At 47.1% G+C, this 26,887-nt stretch carries 25 protein-coding genes and 1 riboswitch; of the genes, 24 read left to right on the top strand and 1 reads right to left on the bottom strand.

The genetic code is table 11. From position 1 onward, the window contains the following. Positions 1 to 29 precede the first annotated feature (29 nt). From AN963_RS16565 to csrA, 21 genes are all read left to right on the top strand, one after another. On the top strand, positions 30 to 2,300 hold the full coding sequence (locus AN963_RS16565) for a S8 family serine peptidase (protein WP_055745640.1): 2,271 nt from the start codon (positions 30 to 32) through the stop codon (positions 2,298 to 2,300). 473 nt (positions 2,301 to 2,773) lie between these two features. Further along, entirely contained in the window at positions 2,774 to 3,709 is a 936-nt protein-coding gene (locus AN963_RS16560) for an accessory Sec system S-layer assembly protein (RefSeq protein ID WP_055745639.1), read from the top strand. A 97-nt stretch (positions 3,710 to 3,806) separates the two neighbouring features. Then, positions 3,807 to 4,751 carry an SLAP domain-containing protein gene (locus AN963_RS16555; RefSeq protein ID WP_055745638.1) on the top strand — a complete coding sequence of 315 codons (945 nt, stop codon included), beginning with the start codon at positions 3,807 to 3,809 and terminating at the stop codon, positions 4,749 to 4,751. Between the two features lie 46 nt (positions 4,752 to 4,797). Next, the gene (locus AN963_RS16550; protein WP_055745637.1) at positions 4,798 to 5,790 is read left to right on the top strand and encodes an SLAP domain-containing protein; all 993 of its coding nucleotides are present in this window, start codon (positions 4,798 to 4,800) and stop codon (positions 5,788 to 5,790) included. A gap of 182 nt (positions 5,791 to 5,972) precedes the next feature. Then, positions 5,973 to 8,537 (top strand): S8 family peptidase, encoded by a 2,565-nt coding sequence (locus tag AN963_RS16545; protein ID WP_055745636.1) that lies wholly within the window; start codon positions 5,973 to 5,975, stop codon positions 8,535 to 8,537. A 24-nt stretch (positions 8,538 to 8,561) separates the two neighbouring features. Beyond that, positions 8,562 to 9,011, top strand: coding sequence for a hypothetical protein (locus AN963_RS16540; protein ID WP_236708001.1), 450 nt, complete (start codon positions 8,562 to 8,564; stop codon positions 9,009 to 9,011). Between the two features lie 53 nt (positions 9,012 to 9,064). Then, a riboswitch (SAM riboswitch) is annotated at positions 9,065 to 9,165 on the top strand. Between the two features lie 134 nt (positions 9,166 to 9,299). Beyond that, a complete protein-coding gene (metK, locus tag AN963_RS16535) occupies positions 9,300 to 10,511 on the top strand; it encodes a methionine adenosyltransferase (RefSeq protein ID WP_055745635.1) in 1,212 nt (403 codons plus the stop codon). Positions 10,512 to 10,653: 142 nt separating this feature from the next. Next, entirely contained in the window at positions 10,654 to 11,670 is a 1,017-nt protein-coding gene (locus tag AN963_RS16530) for a polysaccharide deacetylase family protein (protein WP_055745634.1), read from the top strand. Beyond that, entirely contained in the window at positions 11,667 to 12,809 is a 1,143-nt protein-coding gene (locus AN963_RS16525; protein WP_055745633.1) for a sensor histidine kinase, read from the top strand. The genes AN963_RS16530 and AN963_RS16525 overlap by 4 nt, the downstream gene beginning before the upstream one ends. 32 nt (positions 12,810 to 12,841) lie before the next feature. After that, positions 12,842 to 13,549, top strand: a complete 708-nt coding sequence (locus AN963_RS16520) for a response regulator (protein ID WP_055745632.1) — start codon at positions 12,842 to 12,844, stop codon at positions 13,547 to 13,549. A 69-nt stretch (positions 13,550 to 13,618) separates the two neighbouring features. Further along, positions 13,619 to 13,993, top strand: a complete 375-nt coding sequence (locus AN963_RS16515) for a hypothetical protein (protein WP_055745631.1) — start codon at positions 13,619 to 13,621, stop codon at positions 13,991 to 13,993. A 111-nt stretch (positions 13,994 to 14,104) separates the two neighbouring features. Further along, positions 14,105 to 16,048, top strand: a complete 1,944-nt coding sequence (locus tag AN963_RS16510; RefSeq protein WP_055745630.1) for a DEAD/DEAH box helicase — start codon at positions 14,105 to 14,107, stop codon at positions 16,046 to 16,048. Then, positions 16,045 to 16,815, top strand: coding sequence for a ComF family protein (locus AN963_RS16505; RefSeq protein ID WP_055745629.1), 771 nt, complete (start codon positions 16,045 to 16,047; stop codon positions 16,813 to 16,815). The genes AN963_RS16510 and AN963_RS16505 overlap by 4 nt, the downstream gene beginning before the upstream one ends. 86 nt (positions 16,816 to 16,901) lie before the next feature. Then, the gene (locus tag AN963_RS16500) at positions 16,902 to 17,330 is read left to right on the top strand and encodes a TIGR03826 family flagellar region protein (protein ID WP_055745628.1); all 429 of its coding nucleotides are present in this window, start codon (positions 16,902 to 16,904) and stop codon (positions 17,328 to 17,330) included. A 116-nt stretch (positions 17,331 to 17,446) separates the two neighbouring features. Continuing rightward, the gene (gene flgM / locus AN963_RS16495) at positions 17,447 to 17,722 is read left to right on the top strand and encodes a flagellar biosynthesis anti-sigma factor FlgM (RefSeq protein WP_055745627.1); all 276 of its coding nucleotides are present in this window, start codon (positions 17,447 to 17,449) and stop codon (positions 17,720 to 17,722) included. Positions 17,723 to 17,767: 45 nt separating this feature from the next. Beyond that, complete coding sequence (locus AN963_RS16490; protein WP_055746342.1) at positions 17,768 to 18,259, top strand: flagellar protein FlgN; 492 nt, start codon at positions 17,768 to 17,770, stop codon at positions 18,257 to 18,259. Positions 18,260 to 18,271: 12 nt separating this feature from the next. Beyond that, the gene (flgK, locus tag AN963_RS16485) at positions 18,272 to 19,750 is read left to right on the top strand and encodes a flagellar hook-associated protein FlgK (RefSeq protein ID WP_055745626.1); all 1,479 of its coding nucleotides are present in this window, start codon (positions 18,272 to 18,274) and stop codon (positions 19,748 to 19,750) included. 16 nt (positions 19,751 to 19,766) lie between these two features. Beyond that, positions 19,767 to 20,669 carry a flagellar hook-associated protein FlgL gene (gene flgL / locus AN963_RS16480; protein ID WP_055745625.1) on the top strand — a complete coding sequence of 301 codons (903 nt, stop codon included), beginning with the start codon at positions 19,767 to 19,769 and terminating at the stop codon, positions 20,667 to 20,669. 21 nt (positions 20,670 to 20,690) lie between these two features. Further along, positions 20,691 to 21,269, top strand: a complete 579-nt coding sequence (locus AN963_RS16475) for a DUF6470 family protein (RefSeq protein WP_055745624.1) — start codon at positions 20,691 to 20,693, stop codon at positions 21,267 to 21,269. Between the two features lie 13 nt (positions 21,270 to 21,282). Then, positions 21,283 to 21,699, top strand: coding sequence for a flagellar assembly protein FliW (gene fliW / locus AN963_RS16470; RefSeq protein ID WP_055745623.1), 417 nt, complete (start codon positions 21,283 to 21,285; stop codon positions 21,697 to 21,699). An 11-nt stretch (positions 21,700 to 21,710) separates the two neighbouring features. Continuing rightward, complete coding sequence (gene csrA, locus AN963_RS16465) at positions 21,711 to 21,962, top strand: carbon storage regulator CsrA (RefSeq protein WP_055745622.1); 252 nt, start codon at positions 21,711 to 21,713, stop codon at positions 21,960 to 21,962. Between the two features lie 74 nt (positions 21,963 to 22,036). On the opposite strand, the gene fliB is transcribed toward csrA, so the two are convergent. Then, a complete protein-coding gene (gene fliB / locus AN963_RS16460) occupies positions 22,037 to 23,281 on the bottom strand; it encodes a flagellin lysine-N-methylase (protein WP_055745621.1) in 1,245 nt (414 codons plus the stop codon). Positions 23,282 to 23,512: 231 nt separating this feature from the next. Between fliB and AN963_RS16455 the strand changes: the two genes are divergently transcribed. The 3 genes from AN963_RS16455 to AN963_RS16445 all read left to right on the top strand — a co-directional run bounded on the left by AN963_RS16455 (position 23,513) and on the right by AN963_RS16445 (position 26,887). Then, positions 23,513 to 24,331, top strand: coding sequence for a flagellin N-terminal helical domain-containing protein (locus AN963_RS16455; protein WP_055745620.1), 819 nt, complete (start codon positions 23,513 to 23,515; stop codon positions 24,329 to 24,331). A 131-nt stretch (positions 24,332 to 24,462) separates the two neighbouring features. Continuing rightward, positions 24,463 to 25,029 (top strand): hypothetical protein, encoded by a 567-nt coding sequence (locus AN963_RS16450; protein ID WP_055745619.1) that lies wholly within the window; start codon positions 24,463 to 24,465, stop codon positions 25,027 to 25,029. Next, positions 25,016 to 26,887, top strand: coding sequence for a motility associated factor glycosyltransferase family protein (locus tag AN963_RS16445; RefSeq protein ID WP_055745618.1), 1,872 nt, complete (start codon positions 25,016 to 25,018; stop codon positions 26,885 to 26,887). The genes AN963_RS16450 and AN963_RS16445 overlap by 14 nt, the downstream gene beginning before the upstream one ends.

Here is a 26,887-nt window from a genome sequence, read left to right as displayed (position 1 = left end):
TAAAATAGAGAATAGAAGGAGAAGGAGACATGAGAGAAACCGTTGCCTCATCACGTTGCACCAAAATTCTATTGGCCTTAACGCTTTTCGGGCTATCCCTTCCAGCCTGGCTGACACCAGCCCATGCCTTTTCAGACGATACAACTACAAAATATACAAATATTCCCAAAAACGAAACAGGAGAATACATCGTCAAATTCCGTAACGGAGCCTCGCAGAAAACAACCAAACTGCGCGCAGCCAACAACGGAGCCACTCTCGCAGACAGCTCCGACCAGCACATGCTGCTCCGCCTACAAAAGACATCTGATGAACAAGCACTACAATCACTAGCAACAGACCCCAATGTGGAGTACATAGAGCCCAACATCCGCATGTATGCCACTGCATCGATCGAGGATGCTTACTATTCAGAACAGTGGGGCTTGGATCAGATACAAGCTCCTGCGGCATGGGAAGCGGCGAGTGGCGATTCGCCAGTGACGGTTGCGGTGATCGATACCGGAGTCGATTACACGCACCCCGATCTAAAGGGTAGAGTCGATACGGCAAATGACATTGACTATGTGAATAATGACCGTGATGCCAAGGATGACGAGGGGCATGGTACACATGTCGCGGGAATTATTGCAGCCAAGCTCAACTCACAGGGCATTGCAGGAGTGGTGGGAAACCGAAACGTCAAAATCCTCCCTTTAAAGGCATTGGACCGAAAAGGTGAGGGCGATATGTATGATGTAGCGACAGCCATCATGGACGCGGCTGACTTGGGCGCAGATGTCATCAACCTGAGCCTGGGAGCGGAGCTGGAAAGTGGACAGAAGGCACCGAGAACATTGACAGACGCCGTCCAATACGCAATGGACAAAGGTGCCTTGGTTGTGGCAGCAGCAGGCAATGAAGCGGCCAACACTGATCGTTATGTTCCTGCATCGATTCCAGGTGTCATTACGGTGAGTGCAGTAGGCGCAAACATGAAGCTGGCCAACTTCTCCAATTACGGCTCTAGTGTTGAGCTGACGGCCCCTGGCGAGAACATCCTGAGTACCTATCCAGGAGGCAGATATGCGTATATGAGCGGTACCTCCCAAGCGACACCACTTGTCTCCGGGGTAGCCGCACTTCTCAAGGCAAGTGATCCAGGCATGAGTGTAAAAGAGCTGACGAATCGCCTTCTGGAGACAGCGACTGACTTGGGCAAGACGGGGCGGGATGACCAGTTTGGGTATGGCTTGGTCAATGCTTATCTGGCGATACAGTCCGATTCTTCCAGCACTGAGGATCCCGAGCCAACAACGGTTACTGTAAGTAGCCTGAAGGCAGACCAAAGCAAACTGTCCTTGCCTCCGAATGGGAGCGGGACCATTACCCTTACTGCCTACCTGACAAATGGCACTAAGTCAGCTGTGGCTGCCAAAGACGTCGAATGGCAAACGAAAGATAAAAAGGTCGCTGTCGTGGAAAACGGGGTCGTAACGGCTGCAGGTTTTGGGAAAACGACCATCTCTGGAGCGTATGGAGGCAAAACGGTATCCATACCGGTAGAGATTACCGTCACGAAGCTAGCTGCGTCTAAGACTTCATTAACCATGAAGCCTGATGGGACAGCGACGGTAGAGCTGACAGCTACGTATGGCGATAAATCCAAGGGCACCGTAGCAGCAGGAGACGTTACTTGGAAGTCGCAAAATAATGAGGTTGCCGAGGTACAGGACGGTGTCATCACGGCAAAGAATATGGGCAGTACGTACATCGTAGCTACGTACGGAGACAAGACGGTAAAAATCCGAGTCAACGTGAACATCACGAAGCTAGTGGCGAGCCCGAGCAAAATTCTGTTGAAGCCAGGTCATTTTTCTTCTATTAATATAGCGGCAATCTATGGGGAAGAAAATGAAGTGGTGACCTCAGGAGTGGATTGGAAGTCAAGCGATGCCAAGGTGGCGATCTATAAAGATGGACAGATCGTCGCTAAAGGCTTTGGGACGACCACACTGACTGCTACGTATCGAGGGAAATCCGTCAGAATCAGTGTGGACACGCGATTAAAGCAGCTGCAAGCAGATGTGACCCGCAAGGCACTGGAGACCGACGAAGTCTATATGCCAGAGATTAAGGCGACGTATAGCGACGGCTCCATCGAACAGGTCGAGGAAGGAATCACTTGGACATCTTCCAATGCAAGCGTGGCAAGTGTGGAGGAAAACGGAGTAATAACAGCAAAAGCAGCGGGCAGTGCTACGATCTCGGCTCAGTATGGTGGTAAAACGGTACGAGTATCCATTACAGTAGCGCCATAGAAACAAGAAAAACGCCAGACAGCAGCAAGCATGTCTGGCGTTTGGCGATTGATCCGGCTGGGTACTATTTTGTAAAAAAGGTGGCCAGCTGAGGAGGTCAGCTGGCAAGTAGATCCCCAAGAAATTCATTCAACACCATTATTTTAGCAATAGAGAGCATTTATGTAAACCTTATCTGTATATGGTAAATAATTCATATTTAATCTTACTTGTCTCCGTTAATGAAGCGGAAATGCTTCTATATAAAGGAGGGAGCTTTGCCATTCCTTGACATCGCCTATGCTTACAGGTATCCTAACAAATATTACCCATCGGTCAGAGGCGATAGCGAAGGGGCACCAGTACCATGCGGATTAGCGGGGATAACCGCGGGATTATCCCAAGTTTTCGAGGTTGCAAACGGGTGTCACTGTGCTATAGTGAATGACGAACAGAACTCTATATAGATGTAGAGAAAAGTTGGGAGAGACGTTATGCTATCCTTCTTGAAAAACTTATTGGGGAATACTCCCACACCTGAAGAGGTCAGACAGCAAGTGCAGGAAGAATCCATTCTGCCCGCTGCTACCGAACAGCAGGATCAACCACAAACGCAGAACACGTCCTCTGGAGTCGTGACAGCACTTTCTCTGCATGAATCTTGGGAATCAAAGCTCAGCACACAGGAGAGATACGCGCTATCCTTCATGGCACAGGAACTGGAACCATTAGCAGAGGGCAATATTTCCCTCGCTGGTACATCGCTTGTTCCGCATGATGCTGGGATTGAAGTGACGGCATTTGTCCGCAATAGCTCAGATCGTCCCGTAAATTTGGGTGAGACGACACTCGTGGTATTGTTTGGGGATCAGCAATTGTTTACCCGCCAACTCTTTGATTTGGCTGAAATAGGTGAGATTCCGCCGCGTTCTGCAAGACCGTGGTCGTTTGTATTTAAACGGGAGCACTTTTTACAAGTGGATGTCCTGTTGGTGAATTGGAAAATCGCCTTTGAAATGGCGCAAAAGAAAATGGTCTTGCCTCAGCAACTAGAGCTGGAAGAGTCCTGGATCAAAGCGTTGTCGGATGAGCAGAAAAATTCACTGATCGAGCTGGCTAAAGGACTCCCTTCTATTAAAGAAGGAGAAGTGAACATTCAGAGTGTGCAGATTCGTCGTGACGATACAGGGGCACTGAACGCTATGCTGTTGATTCGAAACGGTTCTGCCCAGTCTCTCTCTTTTGAAAAGCTGCCGCTAGAGCTTTATGATGCGACGGGTGAAAAAGTGGCAGAAGGTTTGTTTGAACTGGAAAGCCTGACCGTAAACGCAAATACGAGCAAGCCTTGGCTATTTATCTTTCCACCGGAGAGTATTCACAAGCAAGAGCCTGATTTTTCTCGATGGAAGGTTGGCGTGCCACAGGGCTAAGCCGCAAGGGCAGGCAAGGAGATTTGATCGGGTTTATCGAAAAGGTTATGATAGTAATGTAGCATCGTTCGCGTCCGGACGTTTGAGGAGGTAACACATGTTTTCATTCTTTAAGAACTGGTTTGGAAAAGATCAAGGCGAGCTGAAAAAGGAGCTCCAGGAAGAAGCGACGATCGACTTCAGTGAACTGAGTGATATTGAAGCCGATGTAGAAAAGGGTGCGAGTACCGCAAAACCTGCGGTAGGTAACACCGTTCATACAGAGCTGTCCTTGCACCCGATGTGGGAGCAAGAGCTTGATGCTGAGAAAAAGTACACACTGCGCTTCCTGCAGGCTGAGTTGCCTGATATGGCTCGAGGGAGTATTAGTGTGACCGGATTTAGCATGATTCCTGGACCGAGCGGACTGACGGTGACGATGTTCTTCCGCAATTCACTGGATCATCCGGTGCGCTTTAAAAATTTACGCATGGCTATTTTTTTGGACGATAAGCCTTTTGCACGGATGAAAGTGGATTTGTCTGAGATGGGAGCGATCCCGCCACATACTAGCCGTCCATGGGAGATGTTGTTCCCGGAAGAGTCCTTCCTGCATGACAATTTCACTTTCAAACGCTGGAAAGTGGTCATGAAGGCTGGTAAGAGTACACATGTATGGCCGGATCTTTTGGAGCTGGATCCAGAGATGGAAAAGCGCATGACAGAACGGCAAAAAGATCGTCTGGAATCACTGTCTCATTCGTTGCCGCCAATTCCGGCAGACACTGTACAAGTGACCGGATTTGATATTGCTATGGCAAATGACGGTAGACTCGTAGCGGGCATGCTGTTCCGCAACGGCATGAGGAACATGTACAACCCAGAGAAAATCAAAATTACCATTACGGATCAAGACGGAGATGTGGTGGCAAAAGGTTCTGTGGATGCGAGTACAGTCCGCGTCAAACCTGGTCACAGCCGCCCATGGATCATTGTATTCCCACCGAACGTTGTAAAAAAACCAAATGCTAACCTGCGCAGATGGGTGCTGAATGTAGAGTAGCACGGTAAATGAGAAACTTCTGTCGTAGGGCTGAGGAGGTTGACATATGAGTTGGTTATTGGAAAATTGGTTTGGATCGAAAGAAAGCCTGGAGCAAGTGCGTGAGGATATTCACGAGCATTTGCACAAGGAATTTTATTTGGGTGTTTCGGGGATTGATAATCCTGAGCAGTCTTCTACACGTATCGCTTCCAAAGAACTGGATCTTATGATGAACGGTCCATGGGATAACAAATTAGAAGAAGCGGAAACAGAGCTCTTGCAATACATTCACGACGAACTGCCTCCAGTTGTGCGTGATGAGATTGGGATCGTTCCTTTCTTTACACAGGTAACAGATGAGGGATATGTGGTTCTCACTTATATTCGAAATGCTACGGATCGAAGTGTGTTGCTGCAGAAGCTTCCACTGACCCTGATGACAGCCGAGGGTGAAGTCGTGGCGAAGAAGACCTTTGACTTGATTCCGTCGGGTCCAATCGGAGATCTGTGCAGCCGTCCTTTCGAATTCATGTTTCGCTGGAATGAGTTTAGCAAACTGCCAGAACAAGAAGTGCCATTGACACTTACTTATCAAAAGCCAGCATCTCCAAAAGAGGAAGGCGGGCAAGAAATGAGCCAAGGACTCTCTCAAGAGGAAACAGAGAAATATCTGAAACAAGCTAATCAGCCGACGCCTGTTGAATCCGGTCAGGTTGATCTGCAAGTACTGGATATCATGCCAGGTGAAGAAAATGGAATCAGAGTGGTTGTGGCATTCCGCAACGGTCTGGAAAAGCGCTTGGAATTCACGGAAGTACCGATCATCGTAAATGACGAACTAGGGAACAACGTAGCTCGTGTACAATACACGATGCAAAACATGAAGGTTGAGGCAAAAAGCAACCGAGTGTGGGCGTTTGACATCCCTGCTACATCCATTAAACAGGATGATGTGGATTTGACGAAGCTCTCAGCTGTCATTCCAAAAGCAAAACAAAGTAAAAAACAACCTTCTGCCAATAATGCAGTGGAGAACAACAAAGGTTTGTTGCAATAATGAAGAGACCCTTTTTGCCCACGGTGAAAAGGGTCTTTCTACCGTTCGAACATTCCAAATATTGGATATTCGAGCTTGCAAGTCCCCCTTTTGTTCCGCTATGCTAAGAAAAGAAGTCAATCACCTGAATTCCTTTTAGACTGCACAATACAGGCAGGGGAGAGAAGGAAGGACTGTTTTTCATGAGGAAATGGATACCAGCAGTATTCGCAGTTGCTGTAGGCGTCACGATGACGATCGCTGATGTCCAGCCGACGATGGCTGCAGACGCGACAAATGACCGCTACATCGACAACCAGCAGCATATATACCAGATCAGGGCAGACAAGGCATGGAAAACAGTGAACAGCAATACCTCGACGACCATTGCCGTACTGGATACAGGAGCTGACTACAACCATCCAGATCTGAAAGGAAACCTGTTGCCCGGGATTAATCTGGTCCCATCTGCGCGGTCGGCACAGGATGACAACGGACATGGAACGGAAGTCATTGGTGTACTGGCTGCCAAGGGGAATAACGGGATAGGGGTCTCGGGGGTTCTTTGGAATGCCAAAGTATTACCGATCAAGGTTCTGGACAAAAAAGCGGTTGCAGATCTCGATCTCGTAGCACAAGGGATTAATACTGCCTTGGACAGAGGTGCCAAGGTCATTCTCATGTCTGTGAGCAGTATGTCCTACTCCAGAGCGCTGACTAATGCCATTAATCGCGCAGAGGCAAATGGAGCTGTCTTGGTTGCGGCGAGTGGTAACGAGGGAAACCGGGTGGCTTATCCGGCTGCCTACCCGACTGTCATTGCGGTTGGGGGAGTGAAAAGCAACAACGAACCAATCTATGAGTCCAATTCAGGCCCAGAGCTGAATCTGATGGCGCCAGGCTTGAATGTGTATACGACGAAGCTAGGGGGTACATACGGATCGTTTAGCGGAACTTCTGCAGCTGCTCCCCAGGTCGCTGGTGCAGCTGCTCTGATCATGGCGAGATACCCCAAGCTAAAGCCGATTGATGTGCGGCAATTACTCTACCAGACGGCGACGAATCTGGGTGAGAGCGGATGGGACAAGCGGACAGGATATGGCTTGCTTAATGTGGAAAAAGCGGTCACTTCTCCGATGTCCAATGATTTTCTGGAGCCAAACAACGTGTTGTCGCGTGCCAAAGCGTTCCCTATCGAGTCGCAAATTCGTGGGAATCTAGGACCGAACGACACGGATGATTGGTTTAAAATGGAAGTCCCGTACGACGGAAGAGTAAGTCTAACTGCGTCTGTGAACTCCACCGTATCTTCTCCAATGGCTGCTACTTTTTATTCGGAGAATCGTACACCTGTTACCCATTACATCGGGAATGGAGATACGATTACGGTATCTGCAAAGGCTGGGCGAATGGATATCAGGCTGGTGCGTAACGGGGGCGTGAATGCCTTTTCCTACGTGCTGACTAGCAAGTTTAGTATTAACCCAGACCGCAATGAACCGAACGATACCATGGGCACTGCCAGACCGCTTGTGGGCAATCAGATCAGTGTAAACGGCAGCTTCCATGATGAAGGAGACCAGGACTGGTTTTCCTATTACGTCCGTGAGTATGGGCATCTGAATGTGAGTGTGACACCTGATAACAAGCGCATGGATCCTGTTTTGGCAATCGGAAAACAGGAACAAGGAAAAAGCACGACGTGGGATCCGCTGTATGACAACGGTGATCGCGATGATCCGACAGAGCGGGCACAGAAAGAAGTCTCGCCAGGAAAGTATTTTCTCCGCGTCAGCGAATATGAGCAAAATGCGGTAAATGGGGAATACCGGTTGGACTTGAGCTTTACACCGGTGAAAAAAGATGTAAATGAGCCTAATGATACCTATCGTCAGGCATCACAGCTAGCCGGCGGTACCGTAATGACAGGAACATTACCGACCGCTACCGATTCTGACTGGTTCCAATTTACTGTCAGTACGGAATCATACGTCTATATTCGAGCTCCCTTTGTTCCGGTCTCATCCGGCGTGAGAATTGCCTTGTACAATGAGAATAACTTCAACTACGCTCTGGCTTCGACCAATGAGGTAGCAGAGCTGTCCGATCAGGGGAAGGAAATTTTAGGACTTCGTCTGAAACCTGGTAAGTATTACATCCGTCTAAATAGTGGAGTTCCCTTTAAATACGATGCGTATCGTTTGACGGTGAACCAGCAAATTCTGGTTGGCGGATATCGAGATATTTCCAGCCACTGGGCACGTCCAGAGATCGTTCGCCTGAGCAATCGAGGCATTGTCAAAGGCTTTGATGATGCTACATTCAAGCCGAACCAAGCTGTGACCCGTGCGCAATTTGCGACGATGCTCATTCAAGCGATGCGTTCAGATGGGTTGCCTGTTGCCTCGTCTTATACAGGCAAAACGACCTTCCGCGATTTGTCCAAGAAGCACTGGGCTTACAACAACATGGGAATCGCCTACCAGGTAGGCATTATGAAGGGCTACCCGAACAAGCAAATGAAACCAGATCAGCCGATTACTCGTGCTGAGATGGCTTCGATGATCGCTCGTGCGCATAATGTGCTGTTGTACAAGCGCAGCACGTCCAGCTATCGAGATGTATCCACTAGTCACTGGGCATCGCCAGCGATTGAAGCACTCACATCCAGAAACTGGCTAAACGGTTACGGTGCGACGTTCAAACCGCAGGGAATCGCCACACGGGCAGAGGTAGTGGTCCTGATTACGAAAGCTTATAAATTTTAAAAGCGATATCCGGGGAGGTAATCGATGATGAAACCAGTCACAAAAGGCTTGCTGGCAGCAGCAATCGGAGGAACGGCACTGTTTGCCTCTCAGGCAATGGCAGACGGCGTAGGAGGCGTGCCAGGGTCGGTAGACGATCCTGTCGTAACGAAGAGCTACGTGGATCAGCAGATCCAGGCAGCAGGCGGTGGAGGAAGCACGCTGACTGTCGTGGAGGTAAATTCTGGACAGACCCTGTACGGTTTCGAGGGAACAGAGTTTATCGTTCGTACAGGAAAAGTACAAGCAGTAGCAGGGAACAAAGGCGACGGTCTGACTGACCTGACCGCTGGTGTAGACCTCAAAGGAGGAGCGGTTGTCGGCACGAATCATCTGCTGCTGATTGCTCGCTCTGACAACCGTGGACTGCGTCTGGCATCCAATTACGATGGCGTTTCTCACGTAATGGTGCGCGGCAAATATGAGCTCCGTTAAAAGTCTATTGACACCATAGAGAAAAACAATTATTCTATATTCCGTAATGGATACTCTTATCCAGAGCAGGCGGAGGGACTGGCCCTATGAAGCCCGGCAACCGACTAGAGCGGTGCTAACCAGCAGAACGGACATCTGTTCTGGCCGATAAGAGGATGAAGGAAGCATAAAGCGCTCAAACCTTTTCCTCCCACTTGTTGGAAAAGGTTTTTTTATTGCGTTTACGTCGATAAAATCCTGACTCGGCTACCACACTATTTGTATGAGGTCAAAGGAGGTAATTTTCTCATGGCTTTGCAAAAAGGTCGTCGTCTGTTCACATCTGAATCCGTAACCGAAGGACATCCGGATAAAATTTGTGACCAAATTTCCGATTCCATTCTTGATGCCATCTTGTCCAAAGATCCAAACGCGCGTGTCGCTTGCGAAACGTCCGTAACGACTGGTCTCGTACTGGTTGCTGGTGAGATCACCACAAACACTTACGTAGACATCCAAAAGCTCGTTCGCGGTACGATTCGTGAGATCGGCTATGATCGTGCGAAGTTTGGCTTTGACGCTGATACTTGCGGTGTAATCACTGCAATCGGCGAACAGTCTGCTGACATTGCTCTTGGTGTTGACCAAGCTCTGGAAGCGCGCGAAGGCAAAATGACCGACGCTGAGATCGAAGCGATCGGTGCTGGTGACCAAGGTCTGATGTTTGGCTTTGCTTGCAACGAAACACCTGAACTGATGCCACTGCCAATCAGCATGGCACACCAACTGGCTCGCCGTCTGACTGAAGTGCGCAAAAACGACACTCTGTCCTACCTGCGCCCGGATGGTAAAACACAAGTAACCGTTGAATACGATGGTGACAAACCAGTTCGTATCGACACGATCGTTATTTCCACCCAACATGCTCCTGAAACAACTTTGGAGCAAATCAAGAAAGACCTGGTTGAACACGTAATCAAACCTGTAGTTCCAGCTGAATTGCTGGATGCAGAGACCAAATACTTCATCAACCCAACGGGCCGTTTCGTAATTGGCGGACCACAAGGGGACGCTGGTTTGACTGGCCGCAAAATCATCGTAGACACCTACGGCGGTTATGCACGTCATGGCGGCGGTGCGTTCTCCGGGAAAGATCCAACCAAAGTGGACCGTTCCGGCGCTTACGCAGCTCGTTATGTAGCGAAAAACATCGTGGCTGCAGGTCTGGCTGACAAATGCGAAGTCCAAGTGGCTTATGCAATTGGGGTAGCACAACCTGTTTCCATCGCAGTAGATACATTTGGTACAGGAACCGTTTCCGAAGAAGATCTCGTGAAACTGGTTCGCAAACATTTCGACCTGCGTCCTGCTGGTATCATTAAGCAACTGGACCTGCGTCGTCCGATTTACAAGCAAACTGCTGCTTACGGTCACTTTGGCCGTAACGACCTGAATGTTCCTTGGGAGCAAACAGACAAAGCAGAAGCGCTGAAAAAAGATGCTGACGCACTGGCGAAATAAGTAGTAGCCGATGAAAGAGCCTAGTTTACATGCTAGGCTCTTTTTTGTACGATAAAGTCTGTCCATTTATTGGGGAAGGGCCTACAAAGGATTTTGTAGGACTATGTCGAATCTTCTTATGGGGAAGTAAGGAGGGGTTTTTTTGCCGAACAAGAGGCTCTTCCTTTTTGTGTTTGTAACCTTTTTATTTATGATTGTGACTGCTGGAATCATGGGGAATGTGTCTGGAGAAAAAAAGAATGTGCCAGAAGTGCAACCTTTTCCCCATGTTGATACGTCTAAGAGCATAAGCGTAGAGCAGAATGCTGAGCCAAACGTCACGCCCTTAAAAAAAGCAACAACAAAACCGAAACTATGGTATAGACATTTTGTGGTTGTATTCAAGTATCACCACGTCGCAAAGGGATCCGATCAGCATTATGCGATCACACCCGAGCAGTTTGCCGGGCATATGTCCTTTCTGCATGAGAATGGCTTAAATCCAATATCGTTGGATGAGTTTACACGATTTATGGAAACTGGCGATCTTTCTACTGACAACGCTGTATTGATTACATTTGATGACGGTTATGAGAGCTATTACACAGATGCCTTTCCGATCTTAATGAGCTACGGCTATCCCTCCGTCAATTTTGTCATTGCGGACCGATTGCGTGATGCTGCGGATCGAAAACGGGAGAAGATGACAACACCGCTTACTCGTCAACAGGTAAAAGAAATGCAAGGTTCAGGACTGGCTGCTTTTGGATCTCACACGTACAGTCTCCATGACGAGCAAGAACAAAACGAATGGGGAGAGCTGGGGCCAGAGACGGCTCCTGTATACCGGGAGGATCTGCAACGATTGGAAGTCGAGCAGGAGTACAGGGATCGTCTATACGTGGACTTTAGCATGTCCCGAGTCGGTCTAGGCGAATGGACAGATCATCAGGTAGACACGATTTCACTGCCGTATGGTTACACCAGCAGCATCGTAAGGGAGACTGCCCAGCAAGCTGGTTACCGCTATGTATTTACGTCCACTCCAGGAGTCGTGAAAAGTGGAACGAATCCGTTTGCCATTCCCAGGTTTGATGTGGGAGTGAGAGATGTGGATGTAACAACCCTCCATCAGCTGTTCACGAAAGCGAAAAATGAGTTTGAAGGAGAGCAATCATGAACAAGGCGATTGACATTAGCATGCTCGATGGAGTTATTAAACGAACGATTGAAACAGTGGAGACAAGTAAAACCCAAATATTTGATATAGCTGAAAATGCAAGACAGCAAGGAAACTCGTTGAAGCTGGATCTTCATGAACTGCGTCAGGAGATTTCCAAAGTCATTCAAAAGGTAGATGCGCTGGAACTGGCGTATCGCAAGACTCGTAATCGCCTGGTGTTGGTGAGTCGTAATTTTCATATGTACACGGAGGAAGACATCCGGATCGCCTATGAGGAAGCGAGTCGTATTCAGGTCGAGCTATCGATTTATCGGGAGCGGGAAAATAACTTGAAGCGCAGACGTAATGATCTGGAGCGTCAATTGCGCACGTTGGAAGTAACAATCGATCGCGCGGAAAAGCTGGTGTCCCAAATGGGTGTCGTATTAGGGTATTTGACTGGCGATCTAAGCAAGATTGGAGAGGCACTGGAGTCTGCCAAGCAGCATCAATTGATGGGGCTAAAAGTCATTCAGGCTCAAGAAGAGGAACGCAAACGTGTAGCGCGGGAAATTCACGATGGTCCAGCGCAATCGATGGCCAATGTGGTGTTGCGCTCGGAGATCGTCGAAAGAATGCTGAAAAATGAACGCATTCTGGAAGCGCAAATGGAATTGCATGAGTTGAAAGAAATGGTTCGGATGAGCTTGTCCGACGTAAGAAGGATCATTTTCGACCTGCGCCCGATGGCATTAGACGATCTGGGACTGGTACCAACCCTGCAAAAATACATACAAACATGTGAAGAACGTATCGAGTCTTCCATAGATCTGGTAGTATTTGGTGTGGAACCTCCTCTGCGCAGTTCGGTAAAGGCCGCTATTTTCCGGTTGGTTCAGGAATGTCTGAACAATGTGGAGAAGCATGCACAGGCCAATTCCGTACAAGTGAAGCTGGAATTTGTCCAGGATTCGTTGAGTCTCGTAGTAAAAGACGACGGTGTCGGGTTTGATCTGGAGAAACGATTGGCGAATGGAGGTTCATTCGGTTTGCTAGGTATGAAAGAACGCGTCCAGCTGCTGGAGGGATCCGTGGATCTGCAATCGGCTCCAGGCGATGGAACAAAGGTCATTTTCCAAATACCGCTAAAAATGTGAAAAAACATAGAACATGTACAGGGGGATGAACCATGGATAAGAGACAGCAAGAGCTCCGCATCGTGATTGTGGACGACCATCAATTGTTCCGTGAAGGCGTTAAGCGTATTTTAGAAATGGAAGACGATTTCAAGGTCGTCGGAGAAGGTGCCGATGGAGGCGAAGCTGCCGTGTTGGCAGAAGAGCATAAGCCAGACGTATTGCTGATGGATATCAATATGCCACACATCAATGGCGTCTCCGCAGCAGAAAATGTGATTACGGCGAGTCCAAACACCCGCGTAATTATGCTCTCCATTCATGACGACGAAGGATACGTATACCGCACGCTCCGCTCTGGTGCATCCGGCTATTTGCTCAAAGAGATGGGAACGAGCGATCTAGTGGATGCTGTGCGTGTCGTAGCGAGTGGTGGCGCCTACATCCATCCCAAAGTAACAGGCAAGCTGATCGAGGAATTCCGTCGTTTAAGCGAGCAAGAGGGCGCAGCAGAGCGCAGCTTTTCGATTGATGAATCGCAGGCGATTGATCCAAAAGTGATCGAATCGTTGACGCGCCGTGAGCGTGAAGTACTGCAGCTGATGGCTGAAGGAAAGAGCAACCGTGCAATCGGCGAATTCCTGTTCATCAGTGAGAAAACGGTCAAAAATCACGTCAGCAGCATTTTGCAAAAGCTGAGTGTACAAGACCGTACGCAGGCTGTTGTCATCTCCATTAAAAATGGTTGGGTGAAGCTGTAAGAAAACAGCGAAACTGCACCGTGGCCAAGCTATCCGGCATACCTTGTTACTAGAGGAGGTATGACCGTGATGGAAGAACTGGTTATTTGGTTGTTGGCGGCATATGGCTGCTCCTCTTTACTCGTGATGCTGGCTGACAAATGGGCTGATCGGATGAGTAGCAGCAATGAGCCCCCACTTGAGCACTATCGGTTATTGGTACGGGATTCCGAGCAAGTATTGGAACGAGTCATTCGACGACTCCTGTTCCGTTCTTATTGGAGTGGCAAGGCTATCCGCATCTCTTTGATTGATTTAGGTTCTTCGGATGAGACCAAGCGGATCTGTAGTACGTATGGACGCTATCCGTACTCCTTCTATTTGCTTGACGATGAGCAAGAGGGGTATTCTCAGACGGACATCATCATCGATTTGCGGCAAGAAACAAACGTGCAGAAAACGTAAGAGCGCATCCCGCGCTCTTTTTTCTTTTTCAGAAAGGATTGAAATATTTGCGCCACCTCTCTTTCTTTTTGCACACTAAGGGCAACAAGAATCGATTGGGAGGGAAGCCGTGTGTGTGAGTATTTGCTCTATATCAAAGTGGGGGGCGAGCCCATTCGATCGGCTAAGGCGTACGTCACACCATGTTTTTCTGTAGATCAATCGTTTTGGCAGGAGCGGGAAGGGTGCCAGTTGCATGTGATCGGAAAGAGCCCGTCGCTCGCCATAGCCTTTTCGTTGCGGGAGGTCGTAAATGCACGTTTGGCGGATAGGCAGGGGAGCTCAAGGGCGATGAGTGAGGAAGGACTGGCAGAATTAAGGGAGCTGGCTGTTTCGACCGTGAGAGAGACGGCTGCGTTGTACGGTCGTGAAATGATGGGAGAAAAGCCATTACAGCGAGAGTGGTTTGAGTGGGTCGTTGAAGAACGGTCTGTTGCTGTCAGCCGTAGGGGCGTTGAAGGAGCTCGGACTGGGGGATTAGGGGCTCACGAAGACGTAGGTATCAGTTCCCTCCTCGAAGGTCGAGCGCTTCTATGGGAAGAGGTAGAGACATTGCTGATGAAAAGAGATGTGTCTGGTCCTGATTTGACCCCGATCTTGCACAGGATGGTGTTGGCAGAGTCGGCCGATTGGCGACCGGGAGTGCGTTTCTCTGTGAAGAAAAGCTGGTGGAAGCACCAATTGGAACTGACATGCGACAGATGCGGTAGCAAGCGAAAGGAAATAGAGCTAACGATTTGCCATACCTGCGGACAAGGATGTGCCTACTGTACAGTTTGCCTGGGGATGGGCCGGAGCAAATGCTGTACACCGTATTTGCTGGTGCCTAGCCGCTCCGCAATCGCTAGAGAAGATGCAGAGAGTCGGCTGCGGGCTTCTCAATTACGCTGGACAGGTAGCTATTCCGCCGATCAGGCAGTGGCAGCAGAGCAAGCACGTAGATACGTTGTGAATGATCGTCCGGGTGCGACACAGTTTTTGATCTGGGCTGTGTGTGGGGCAGGCAAGACGGAGCTGCTGTTTCCCTCTATCTCAGAGGCGTTGGCAGCAGGTGGACGAGTCTTGATCGCGACTCCACGCAAAGATGTGGTGCTGGAGCTTGCTCCTCGTTTGCAGCGTGTCTTTCCTCAAGCCCGTGTCATTGCTGTTCACGGCTCCAGTACAGAGAAGTGGGAGGAAGCAGATGTTACGATTGCTACGACCCATCAGGTCATGCGGTATTATCAGCGGTTTCCACTTGTCGTTTTGGATGAAGTGGACGCGTTTCCGTACCACAACAATCCGATGCTCTACAGGGCAGTATCCCGAGCGGTGCAACCAGAGGGCAAGCTGCTCTATTTGAGCGCGACTCCTCCGCGCTATCTCCAAAAAAGCTTGGTAGCCAAACGAAAGGACTGGTTCAGGTTCGGTGCTCGTTTCTCGCTTCCGACGCTGAGTTCTTACACGCACGTTTTGTTGCCGGGACGTTACCATGGATCGGCGCTACCTGTGCCACGTGTCGTTACCGTCCAAGGACTACACAAGCGTTTAAAAGCCAGTCGCCCGATTGCTCCGTTACTCGAGTTGGTCCGGACCTCTCTTCAGTCTGAACGGCAACTGTTTTTGTTTGTCCCACGTATTGATGATGTGGAAAAGGTGATCGGCTACCTGACGAAGTTCTTTCCTGATGAGGCGTCCCAGTTGGCTGGGGTACATGCAGCAGACTCATTGCGTGAAGAAAAGGTACGGGCTTTCCGGGAAAAACGATATCGGCTTATGGTGACGACGACGATCCTGGAGCGGGGAGTGACGATTCCCCGAAGCGATGTAGTTGTGATTGGAGCAGAGGCTCCTGTATTTGATGAGGCATCCTTGGTCCAGATCGCAGGGCGAGTAGGAAGGTCTGTCGATGATCCTGCGGGAACCGTCCTGTTTCTGCAGGCAGATCGCGCTCCATCACCGCGAGCGGCAGTCAAACAGATCAGGCATATGAATCAGTTGGCACAGACGATTCGATCCCAAGTGGGCCAGACATGAGAGCAGACTCATGCGTAGCTTGTGCAGGCCGTATCGTATTGCAGGCCAAGGAGTCAGCAGCTCGTAACCTGGCCCGTCGGCTATCCAGCCGATCGCGCTACCCTGTCATGTATCGCTTGGTTGCTGGACTTTCTTTGTGTGCTGCTTGTCTGGAGCGATTGCCGGTCATCGGGGATGAGATTTGTCAGCAATGCGGACGGGAGTATATAGCAGATGGATTGTGTCAGGATTGTAATAAAATAACAGGAGAAACGCTTCAAAGTAATCGCAGTTTACTCCGATATAATGAATGGGGAAAAGAATTGCTCGGCACGTACAAATATCGTGGCGAGGAACGACTAGCTGCTTTTTACGCTAAGCTTCTGACGATAGCGGTGTATCACTATCATGCAGGGACCTCCTTTGACTGCATTGCTACAGTTCCTCTTCATGAGCAACGTTTGCAGGAGAGAGGCTTCAATCAGGTTGATTTGTTGGCAAAAAGGCTGGGTGCCAATATTGGAGTTCCCGTTCGTTCTTTGCTCCTCCGAACGAAGAGGACGGCCAAGCTCAGTCAACAGGCGGGTCGTTCAGCTCGAGAGGAAAGCATGGATGGGGCGTTTTCATGGGCAGGTGAATGTCTGGGACAAGCCGAGGCAGGATCGTACAGGATTCTGTTGCTGGACGATATCTACACGACAGGCTCCACTCTGCGGTCATGCGCCAAAACGATAGGTGAGAATGTAGGGCCTCATAGCCACATCTATTCCGTAACGATCTATCGATAGCCAGCATGCAAGATTTGAGTTATCATGGGAGCATCAACAAGTAGAGAACGGAACGAAATATAGAAGGTAAGTGAAGGGGTGTCATTATGTCTTTGGGCAAACTGGCAAACTGTTCACGTTGTGATGCACTATATGTACAAGCTGTCCGCGACATTTGTCCGAAGTGCTATCAAACAGTGGAACAGGAATATGAGCTATGTGCGCGTTTTTTGCGCAAGCGGGAAAATCGTGGCTCCAACATCCATCAGGTGAGCGAAGCGACTGGTGTAAGTATTAAGCAAATTACGAAATTTATTAAAGAAGGTCGCATATCTGTGGCTGGGAATCCAAACCTTGGGTATCCTTGCGAGAGTTGTGGTTTTATGATCCGGGTCGGAAATATTTGCGAATCCTGTATCAAAGGTCTGAAGCATGATATCACGCAGCAGCTCGAAGTGGATCAACGTCTTGAAGACGACAAATTGTCAGGATTTGCGACAGCAGCGTATCGAAGAAAGCAGGATGCTGACGAATAGTTTTGTACAAAAAAACTAATCGCGGACAACAAAATTGCCGATGATACTACTAAGAGGTATCATCGGTTTTTTTTAGACACAATTCATGTCCGGTGGTTTGAGAGGATGGTTTTCACATGCGGATTAATGAACCCAATCGAGTCGGAATGATCAATGCCTACAACAAGACGGGCAATGCTCAGGTAGGGAAAACAGGCAAGATTCCGATGGGTAAAGATGAAGTAAATATTTCCACAGAAGCGTTGGAAATGCTGAAGCAAGTGGAAGATCCGGATTCGCCGCAGCGTCGGGAAAAGGTGGATCGGTTGAAAAAGCAAGTAGAGGAAGGAACCTATCGAGTCTCTAGTGACAAGATCGCAGAGAAATTCCTGTCCTTTTGGCAAAAGAAATAAACAAGCTCTCTAGGGAAGACGAGGGAGAAACCCAACATGACGAAAATGGAAATGCTCTACGAGCTGCTCGACAACTTGATCCAGCTTCACAAAGCCATGTACACATTGTCCACGCACAAGAAAGATGTGCTGATCAAAGGGAATGTGGATGAACTGGTGGCGATCACGCGCCAGGAGCAAAAGCTGATCAAGGGCGTCACGGCAGCTGAGACAGCCCGTCTGAATGTAGTGAGAGAGCTGACGGCCGAAAAAGGCTTGACGCTGCAGGAAGGCACACTGGCTGAATTGATCAAGTTGACGACCAGTGCGGAAGAGAAGACGCGACTGACTGCCCGTCGCAATGAACTGAACCGGATTGTTTTCGAACTGCGAGATGCGAACGAACTGAATCAGCAGTTGCTAAAGCAATCCCTTTCTTTTGTAAACATGACGCTCGACCTGATCACAGATACACCGGAGGACGACTTCATTTACGGCAACCCATCCTCCGAAGGGTATCGTCAGGCAAATCGAACTTTTTTTAATAAAAAAGCGTAAAGAGGTGTCAACATGCGTTCAACCTTTCATGGCATTGAGGTAAGCAAACGCGGTCTGTTCGCACAACAGTCCGCCTTAAATACGACAGGCCACAACATCGCCAATGCAAACACCGAGGGCTACAGCCGCCAGCGTGTGAACATGGAGACGACAACAGGACTTCCATACGTGGGGATGTTTGCAGGCATCGAGCCAGGTCTCCTCGGTACAGGGGTACAAGCGGATAGCATTCAGCGTCTACGCGAAGAGTTTCTGGATATTCAGTATCGCAACGAGTTCAAGCGTCAGGGCTATTGGGATGCCCGTGCGGAAACCTTGGAAAAGGTAGAAGGCATCATGAACGAACCTTCCGATACAGGCTTGCAAAAGGTCATGGACCAAATGTGGCAGGCATGGCAGGACTTGGCGAAAGACCCCACAGACACCTCCGCACGTGCGGTTGTTCGGGAACGAAGCAAAGCTGTCGCGGATACGTTTAATACGACTTACAAGCATTTGCAGGAAGTTCGAACCGATCTGGACAATGTCGTCAATGTAAAGGCGATGGAAATCAACTCGCTCGGTCAGCAGATCGCCAGCCTGAACAACCAGATTTCCAATATCGTGCCACACGGCTATCAGCCAAATGACTTGTACGATCAACGTGATGTCTTGGTAGACAAGCTCTCCAAGCTGGTCGACATCAAGGCTACACAGTCTACGAACGGCATGGTAAACGTTACGATCGAAGGCAGGGATTTCGTTACAGGAATCACCGCGCAGCCTTTTGCTGCTGTACAAAACCCGCTAACCGGCATGAGTGATTTGACGTTGGGCGGAGGAGCATTCGTTCCGACTTCCGGTTATATGGCGGGTACGCTGGAATCACGTGATCAGATCGTTCCTAACATTTTGAAGCGCCTGGATGTTTTAGCGGTGAACTTGACGAAGGAAATCAATGATATCCACCGCACTGGTGTGAGTCTTGCTGATATTAATAATGGTACTGCTCAGGGACTATCTTTCTTTGTGGACTCTAGCACGCTTACTGCCAACGGTGATTATCCGAAAGGTGCCGCTACGATTGCCATCAACCCGGAAATCACAAAGAGCTTGGATGCCATCGCAGCTGCAAAGCCGGAAGCGGGTTCTACACCAGTGGGTAACAACGAGACGGCACTCGCGATTGCCTCTGTTAAATTCAAGACTCTCGCTGCGGGAACAGGTCCAAACGATCTTGCGGAGAGCTCCACACTAGATAACTACTACCGTTACACGATCAGCCAATTGGGTGTTGATGCCCAGGAAGCGACTCGTAATCAGGCTAACTCTGAAATGCTCGTAGGGACTGTAGATAACCAGCGCCAGTCCGTATCGGGTGTCTCCATCGACGACGAGATGGCGGAAATGGTGAAATACCAGCACGCCTACAGTGCATCCGCACGCGTCATGACAAGCATGGACGAAATCTTGGACAAAGTCATCAACGGCATGGGCCGTGTTGGCCTCTAATCGGGAGGGATAGGTCGTGTCAGTACGTGTAACGCAAAACATGTTGAATAGCAACATGCTGAGAAACTTGCATAAATCGATGAGCCATATGGATAACTTGCAGCAGCAGCTGTCGTCTGGCAGCAAGATCTCCAAGCCCTCGGATGATCCGGTTGTCGCTGCTCGGGGGATGTTCTATCGGTCTTCTTTGATGGAGAATGACCAGTACAAGCGGAATGTGGATGAGGCTCAGTCCTGGATGGATATGACGGATACGACGATGGATGAGATGGGGAGTATCATGAAGCGGGTAAAAGAGCTTCTGGTGTACTCTGGTGATGGAGCTGTTTCGCCTGATGACCTGAAAACGATGGCGTCAGAAGTGGAAGAGTTGAAAAAGCACATGGGTACATTGGCTAATCAGCAAATAAATGGTAAGTATATTTTTGCAGGTACGGATACGAATAAGGCCCCTTATGATGCAACTGCAAAAGCTGGTGCAGGAGACTTCGTCAGCACAAATAGTTCGCCTATTAATTTGGAAGTCAGTCAAAATGTGTTTGTGACTTCGAATACGAATGCACAAAACATTTTTAACTATCCTGATAATGCCAATAATATGTTCACGGTATTGAATAATATCATTACGGAATTAAGTAACGGTAGATCAGCAACTCAATTCCAGACAGCAATGAATAATCAATATGACAAACTCCTGGCTGAACGGGCTTCGCTGGGGGCAAGTGTAAACCGAGTAGAACTGATTGCAGAGCGCTTGAATACTTCAGAAGTAAGCATTACGGGCCTGATGTCTAAAAATGAAGATGCTGATATGGCAAAAGTTATGACTGATTTGAAAACGCAAGAAAGTGTGCATTCCGCTGCATTGGGTTCTGGAGCGCGTATCATTCAGCCGACTTTGTTGGACTTCCTACGTTAAAAAATAGGAGGAGGTAGTCTTATGCATATCCCGCAACTTCGGATGGAGAGTACTTTTGCTCAGTTAGGTCTTAACATCAACAAGCCTGTTCAAGAAATCAAACAGCCCCAAGCGGAAATGAATTTGAAGCAAGTGCCAGCTACGTTGAATATTGAACAAGCACGAACCATACTGCAAATTGATTCCAGTCAGGCGCGAGCCAATATTGGCATCATGACCTCCATGCAATTTAGCGACAGCCTAGCAGCCTATGGGAAGCAAAAAGCTCTCCAGGCAATCGCTGAGAAGAGTCAAGAAGGCGATCGTTTGATGAGGATTTATACCAAAGAGAACGCTATAGCCGAAATTGGACGGGAAAAAGGGTTGCGGGCACTTGAAGGAGGTTACACTCCACCAGCTGCCTCTGATGATGAAGGGGTCGATATCAGCATTGAACTCAAGCCCGTAGTGATTAACGTGCAGCGTAACGGGATGAGTATCAATCCTGTAACGAGACCTCCTGAATTATCCTATACTCCGGGCAAGGTCGAGCCATATATGATACAATACAATAGTCTGAAAATAGATGTGGTAGGCAGTCAACTGGATCAAATGATGTGAGCGAGGGGAAAACATGAACGCAAGTCAACAAGTGGAATTGGGCAAGCTATTTTTTGAAGATGGCATCCCGGGGTTTTCTCATTTGCAGTTTTTTCAGTTGATGCAGGAAGAGGAGAGTCCCTTTTTTTTGATTCAGTCGACGGAAGAGAAAGATGTGGGATTTTGGGTCATTGATCCCTTTTCCTTTTTTCCTGAGTACAAGTTTGAAATATCAGATGTGGCAAAAGGTGCGCTGCGCATAGAGGAACAATCCCAGATAGCGGTGTTCTCAATTGTCACGATACGCGGAAGCAACCAGGCAACAGTAAACCTGAAGGCCCCTATCGTGGTGAATCTGTCCAACCGTATGGGCAGACAAGTCATCCTGCAGGAAGATACATATTCCATTCGTCAGCCGTTGTTTGAGCAACAAGCTGCCGGCCGAAGGTAGGTGGTGTTTGCATGCTGGTCCTTTCTCGTAAGAAGAATGAATCTATCATGATTGGTGACGCCATTGAAATCAAGATTATCTCCGTTGATGGAGATCAAGTAAAGATCGGCATCGATGCACCACGAAGTTTGGATGTGTATCGCAAAGAGATTTTTGATGCGATTCAGGAAGAGAACCGGCTGGCGACGCAGAGTCAAGGGGATTGGGCGGCGGTGAAGGGGCTTATCCTGAACGGTCATACAGCAGTCAAAAAAGATAAATAAAGTGGGTAACGTGGCAAAGTGTACATACATTTTGCCACGTTTTTTATTGTCTTGAACTATAAGTGGAAGAACACTTAGTTTTTCAGAAAAATAGCCATACCTGCGATTGATGAAAATTCTCTTATTTTCAAGTAATCGAAAGCAAATTGGAGATACCGGTTATTGTGCTCAATTGTTTTTGCAAGTGATTGAATTAACGTAAGGATATGATCAACCTTTAAATCAGCTTTGTAGTATCCAGCAATCCCTATTAGATGCATTTTTATTAGGCTGTAATGCAAGCCAAGCAGGATATAGTTGTCCAGAAAACTGATGTTGTTCCCGTAAAAAGGAAAGGTATTTTTGTAAATGTAGTTAACAAGATAATTTTCAAGAATATAGAAGTGTTTCTGCATAAAAGGTTGATAGTAGGTATCGTGAGCATTCTGATAGTGAGTAGCTATTGTCTCAATATCGGCTGAATCATCATAATGAATTCCTTCTAGAAAAGCCTCAAAGCTTTTCAAGTAACGTTGGTTTGCACCTCCAGCATGAATACGAACATCAATGAGTTCTTTTAAGAGGCGAATTTGAGCTGTTGCTTCAATTGGAATTTGTCGTAAAGAATCACGTAAAGATCCAGCCTTGACTAGTTTTCGATAGTTTTCAATGAGTTGAGGAACATCAGAAGCTTTGTTTTGCTCTACTAGTTCTTGCAGATTCTGATAAAACAATCCCAGGACTAGGACACGATCTGTTATTGAATAGCTTCTGTTTTGTATTAGTTCGATCGAAAATATGCGTATATCCCAAAAATAGAATGGAAATTGAGTAGAGTTGTATTTTTCTGGGTCAAATTGAGAGAAGACTGAGAATTTACGGTTACCATTTCTCTTGATTTCAAAAAACTCCATGGGCTCGGGATTCAACAAGGCGAGTCGGGCAGCTTCTGGACATGACAGGTTTGCAGACATTTCATAGTTTCCGTTTACAATATTCGTTACACGCGGATAAGAGGCACAGGTTGACGAAAGGTACTCCTCACCTAGTTGTAACTGTATTTCACAAAGGAGATCAGGAGACAGCATGGGACAGCTTTTGCAATCTGACATAGACATCCTGGCATAGTTGTTATCAGTTGGATTCATTCGATTTCTTGTTACAACCTTATCCAGCTTTTTTGCCATACCAGGGACTTTTATTTTTTTGTACTTTTTATAGGTTGCCTTGTCTATTGTTACGCTCCAACCTGCACAACAAGTGTCTTCACAGGACGATCCAATACACTGAAACTGATCCATATATTTGGGGACGAGGATGAAATCGTTTGAATGAGACAAATTAAGTCCTCCTTTGAGCTATTTCACTATATGAATCGGTGATTCTCGAAAAATACATAAGAAATCGGGAAGAATTTTAAGAGAAAGAGTAAAAAAGTACTAAATAAAATGATAAACTCGGCCGATATTAAAAGTGTAAGGACATAATTGCAAACGCGCGGTTGTGATGTGTCCCATCTAATATACAGCAGTCACATGGACGTGACTGTCACACTCAAGGAGGAATTGTACATGATTATCCAACACAATATGTCTGCTCAAAACACACACCGTCAAATGGGTGTAAACTCCGGCAACCTGGCTAAAAACGTTGAGAAACTGTCTTCCGGCTACCGCATCAACCGTGCGGCTGACGATGCAGCTGGTCTCTCCATCTCCGAGCGTATGCGTGCACAAATCCGTGGTATGGAGCAAGCTTCCCGTAACTCCCAAGACGGTATCTCCTTGATTCAAGTAGCTGAGGGTGCACTGCAAACAGTGAACAACATGCTCGTTCGTATTAAAGAATTGGCTACTCAATCCGCGAACGGAACTTACAGTGATGCTGATGACCGTGCTCGCCTGGATGAAGAACTGAAAGAGCTCTCCAAAGAGGTTACTAACATTAAAACCAACACCAAATTCAATGGGATCACTTTGTTGAATGGTACCGCTTCTGTAGATATCCAAATCGGTCAAGAAGCAGGTCAAAAATTGACTCTTTCTGCAGTTGAGTTTTCCATTGTTGATGTAGAAACTGCTGTTGCAGCATGGGACCTCAATAGTGCGACTGGAGCTTCTAAAGTATTGGGTAGCATTGACGCTGTAATCAACCTGGTGAGTGCTGCGCGTTCTTACCTGGGTGCGAACCAAAACCGTCTGGAAAACACAATCAACAACCTGAACATTACTTCCGAAAACCTGACAGCTGCAGAATCCCGTATCCGCGACGTAGATATGGCGAAAGAGCAAATGGCGTTCACTAAGAACAACATTCTGACTCAAGCATCCCAAGCAATGTTGGCTCAAGCTAACCAATTGCCACAAGGTGTTCTGCAACTTCTCCGCTAATAGCAAGTAAGATGAAAGCATGGAATTCCGTAAGGATGCCCATGCTTTTTTTTATTTCTATGTATATCATATAAACGTAAGAATTTGATTAGCCGATACTAGTAAAGAAGAATGCGGAGGTGGCCAGGATCATGAGACTGTATGCAGCTGGGCAAGAATATGTTTTGGAAAATAATTCAGGTGTAGTTGAAACTGTTTTGGATATCATCAATCAGGCTGTAGAGGAGCAATCCTTAGTATTTTGTGGATTTCAGATAGATGGAGAAGAATATTATGGTGAGTTAGCTGATCTCGTTACTGAGAGAGGCGACTCTATTGAAACAATGGTGGCCATTATGCTAACGGAAGAACAACTGAAGGAGGACACATTACTCTCCGTTGAGCAGTATTTGTGTAACGCTTTGCCATTGCTCGAGACGCTTTACCATGATTTTTACAATGGTCCATCCGCGGAAACGTGGAACGACTTAGGGAAGCTTATTGAGAGTATCGAATGGATCAGTAAAGTTGCAGAATATACGGACTCTCACTCTATTTTGGAGTATCGTGAAGAGGTCAGTAATCTGGAAATGGCTGTGAATCAACAAGATACAGGACTGATTGGGGACATTATACAGTTCGAGATCATCCCGCGTTTTGAAAAAGCACGAGATGCTCTGTCGCCTGCAAAGGGAGGGAAGAGTATTGATACTAACTGAAAATATACAAGTTCTGAAGGCTCATTATCCTAGTGTTTGGAATCAGATAACAGAAAAAAAAGAGAATGAAGATCATGTTCGCATAGAAGTGACAAGAAATCAATTACCTACGCTTTCAGTACAAATCGAATCCGGTTGGAACTATATCCACAGCAAATATGATCCAGTAGCAGATGCAGAGAGATTTGTGAACACCATACAAGATGTTGACCAAAGTCAGCATGTTTTGTTTTATGGTGTTGGTCTGGGATACCATATTGAGGCATTTCTAAAGCAATACCCCGATGTTACTTTCTCTCTTTATGAACCAAATATCTCGATTTTCACTAAGTTTCTATCCGTTTTTGATCTTAGCATGTGGCAGCCAAGTAAACGATTGCTGAATGTGATGATCGAGAGAAGTGATGAAGATTTAAAATTGAATTTACGTAAATACACGCATCTTTTAGATAAGGAAGTAAAAATTATCATACTCAATAGCTATGATAGGATATACCCGGAATCAACCCGACATTTTGTAAAAGTATTCCGTGAATCTGTGTACGAGAATAAAGAGATGATAGCGACTCGTTTAATCTTTTCAAAAAGGGAAGCAATAAACGGACTGAAAAATCTACCTTATATGATAAAATTACCCAATATTTTACATGGGCATAAACAAATATTCAAGGATAAACCAGCGATTATAGTTGCAGCAGGACCGTCGCTTAATGATGAATATGATAACCTCAGAAAAATCAAGGAAGAAGGATTGGCATACATATTCTCTGTTGGTTCGGCTATCAACTCGTTGGTTGCACATGGAATTTATCCAGATGCTGCTTTCTCCTATGATGGAAGTGTAATGAATGCGAAAGTATTTGAAAAAATAATAGAGGACAACATAACGGAGATTCCGCTTATATTTGGATCAACGATCGGTTATGAGACACTGGGAAAATATCCGGGCAAGCTAGCGAACTTTTTTGTTCTTAATGATTCCATCGTGGATTTATTGATAAAGAGACAAAATGAAGGAGAACTACTAACATCACAAAGATTGAGGACAATATCGAGCATTACCATGAATGTATTACATGATATAGGATGCTCTCCAATAATCCTTGTGGGGCAAAATTTTGGATATTTGGGGGACGAGTATTACGCAAAAGGAATCGCATATATCAACCCTGCAACAACGAAAGAACAGAAAGAAACAGCGGTTGAAGTTGAAAATGTCTACGGCAATATCATTTTGAGTAGCCGTGGTCATGCAGAAATGAGAGTAGAAATGGAAGATTTGATATCCTCCATTCAGCCAGTTAATATATTGAACGCGACAAAAGGCGGTGCTCGAATTGCGGGAACAACCTTTATGCCACTTGAAGAGATTATTTCTGAAAAGCTATTGGAGCAGGAAACGTTAAATCGTAATTGGTTAAGAGACTTAGAACCTAATATAGATTATGATCAATCATATTTAATGCAACAGTTTCGGCAACTTGAGGAATCTTGCAATGATTTAAGTCGCATTTTTAATCGCTTTCGTGATCTCCTTGACGAAATGGAAGCTTACATATCTACGGGCAACGTAGTTCAGTTGGAAAAGGCATTCAATAAATTCGACAAATTATTTGACCGTTTGCAGCAAAACCAATTCAACTTGAAGATTATCCAACGAATGAACAGTTTAGGTTTTGCGATTGTTATGAAATTATTCGAGGAAGTTAGATTCCATACGAGTCCCCTGGAAAAAGCCAAGAAAGTAGTACATCAATTCTCGAAATATGTTGAGAGTTGTACGAATGATACAAAGATCATGAAGATAGTTCTAGAAGAGACGTATGGTCGCATCTATGCAGAGGAAACAGTAGTCTAA

Source organism: Brevibacillus choshinensis (assembly GCF_001420695.1).
Lineage (GTDB): Bacteria > Bacillota > Bacilli > Brevibacillales > Brevibacillaceae > Brevibacillus > Brevibacillus choshinensis.
Note: the sequence above shows the minus strand (reverse complement) of the source record. Positions and strands in the feature narration are given on the sequence as shown.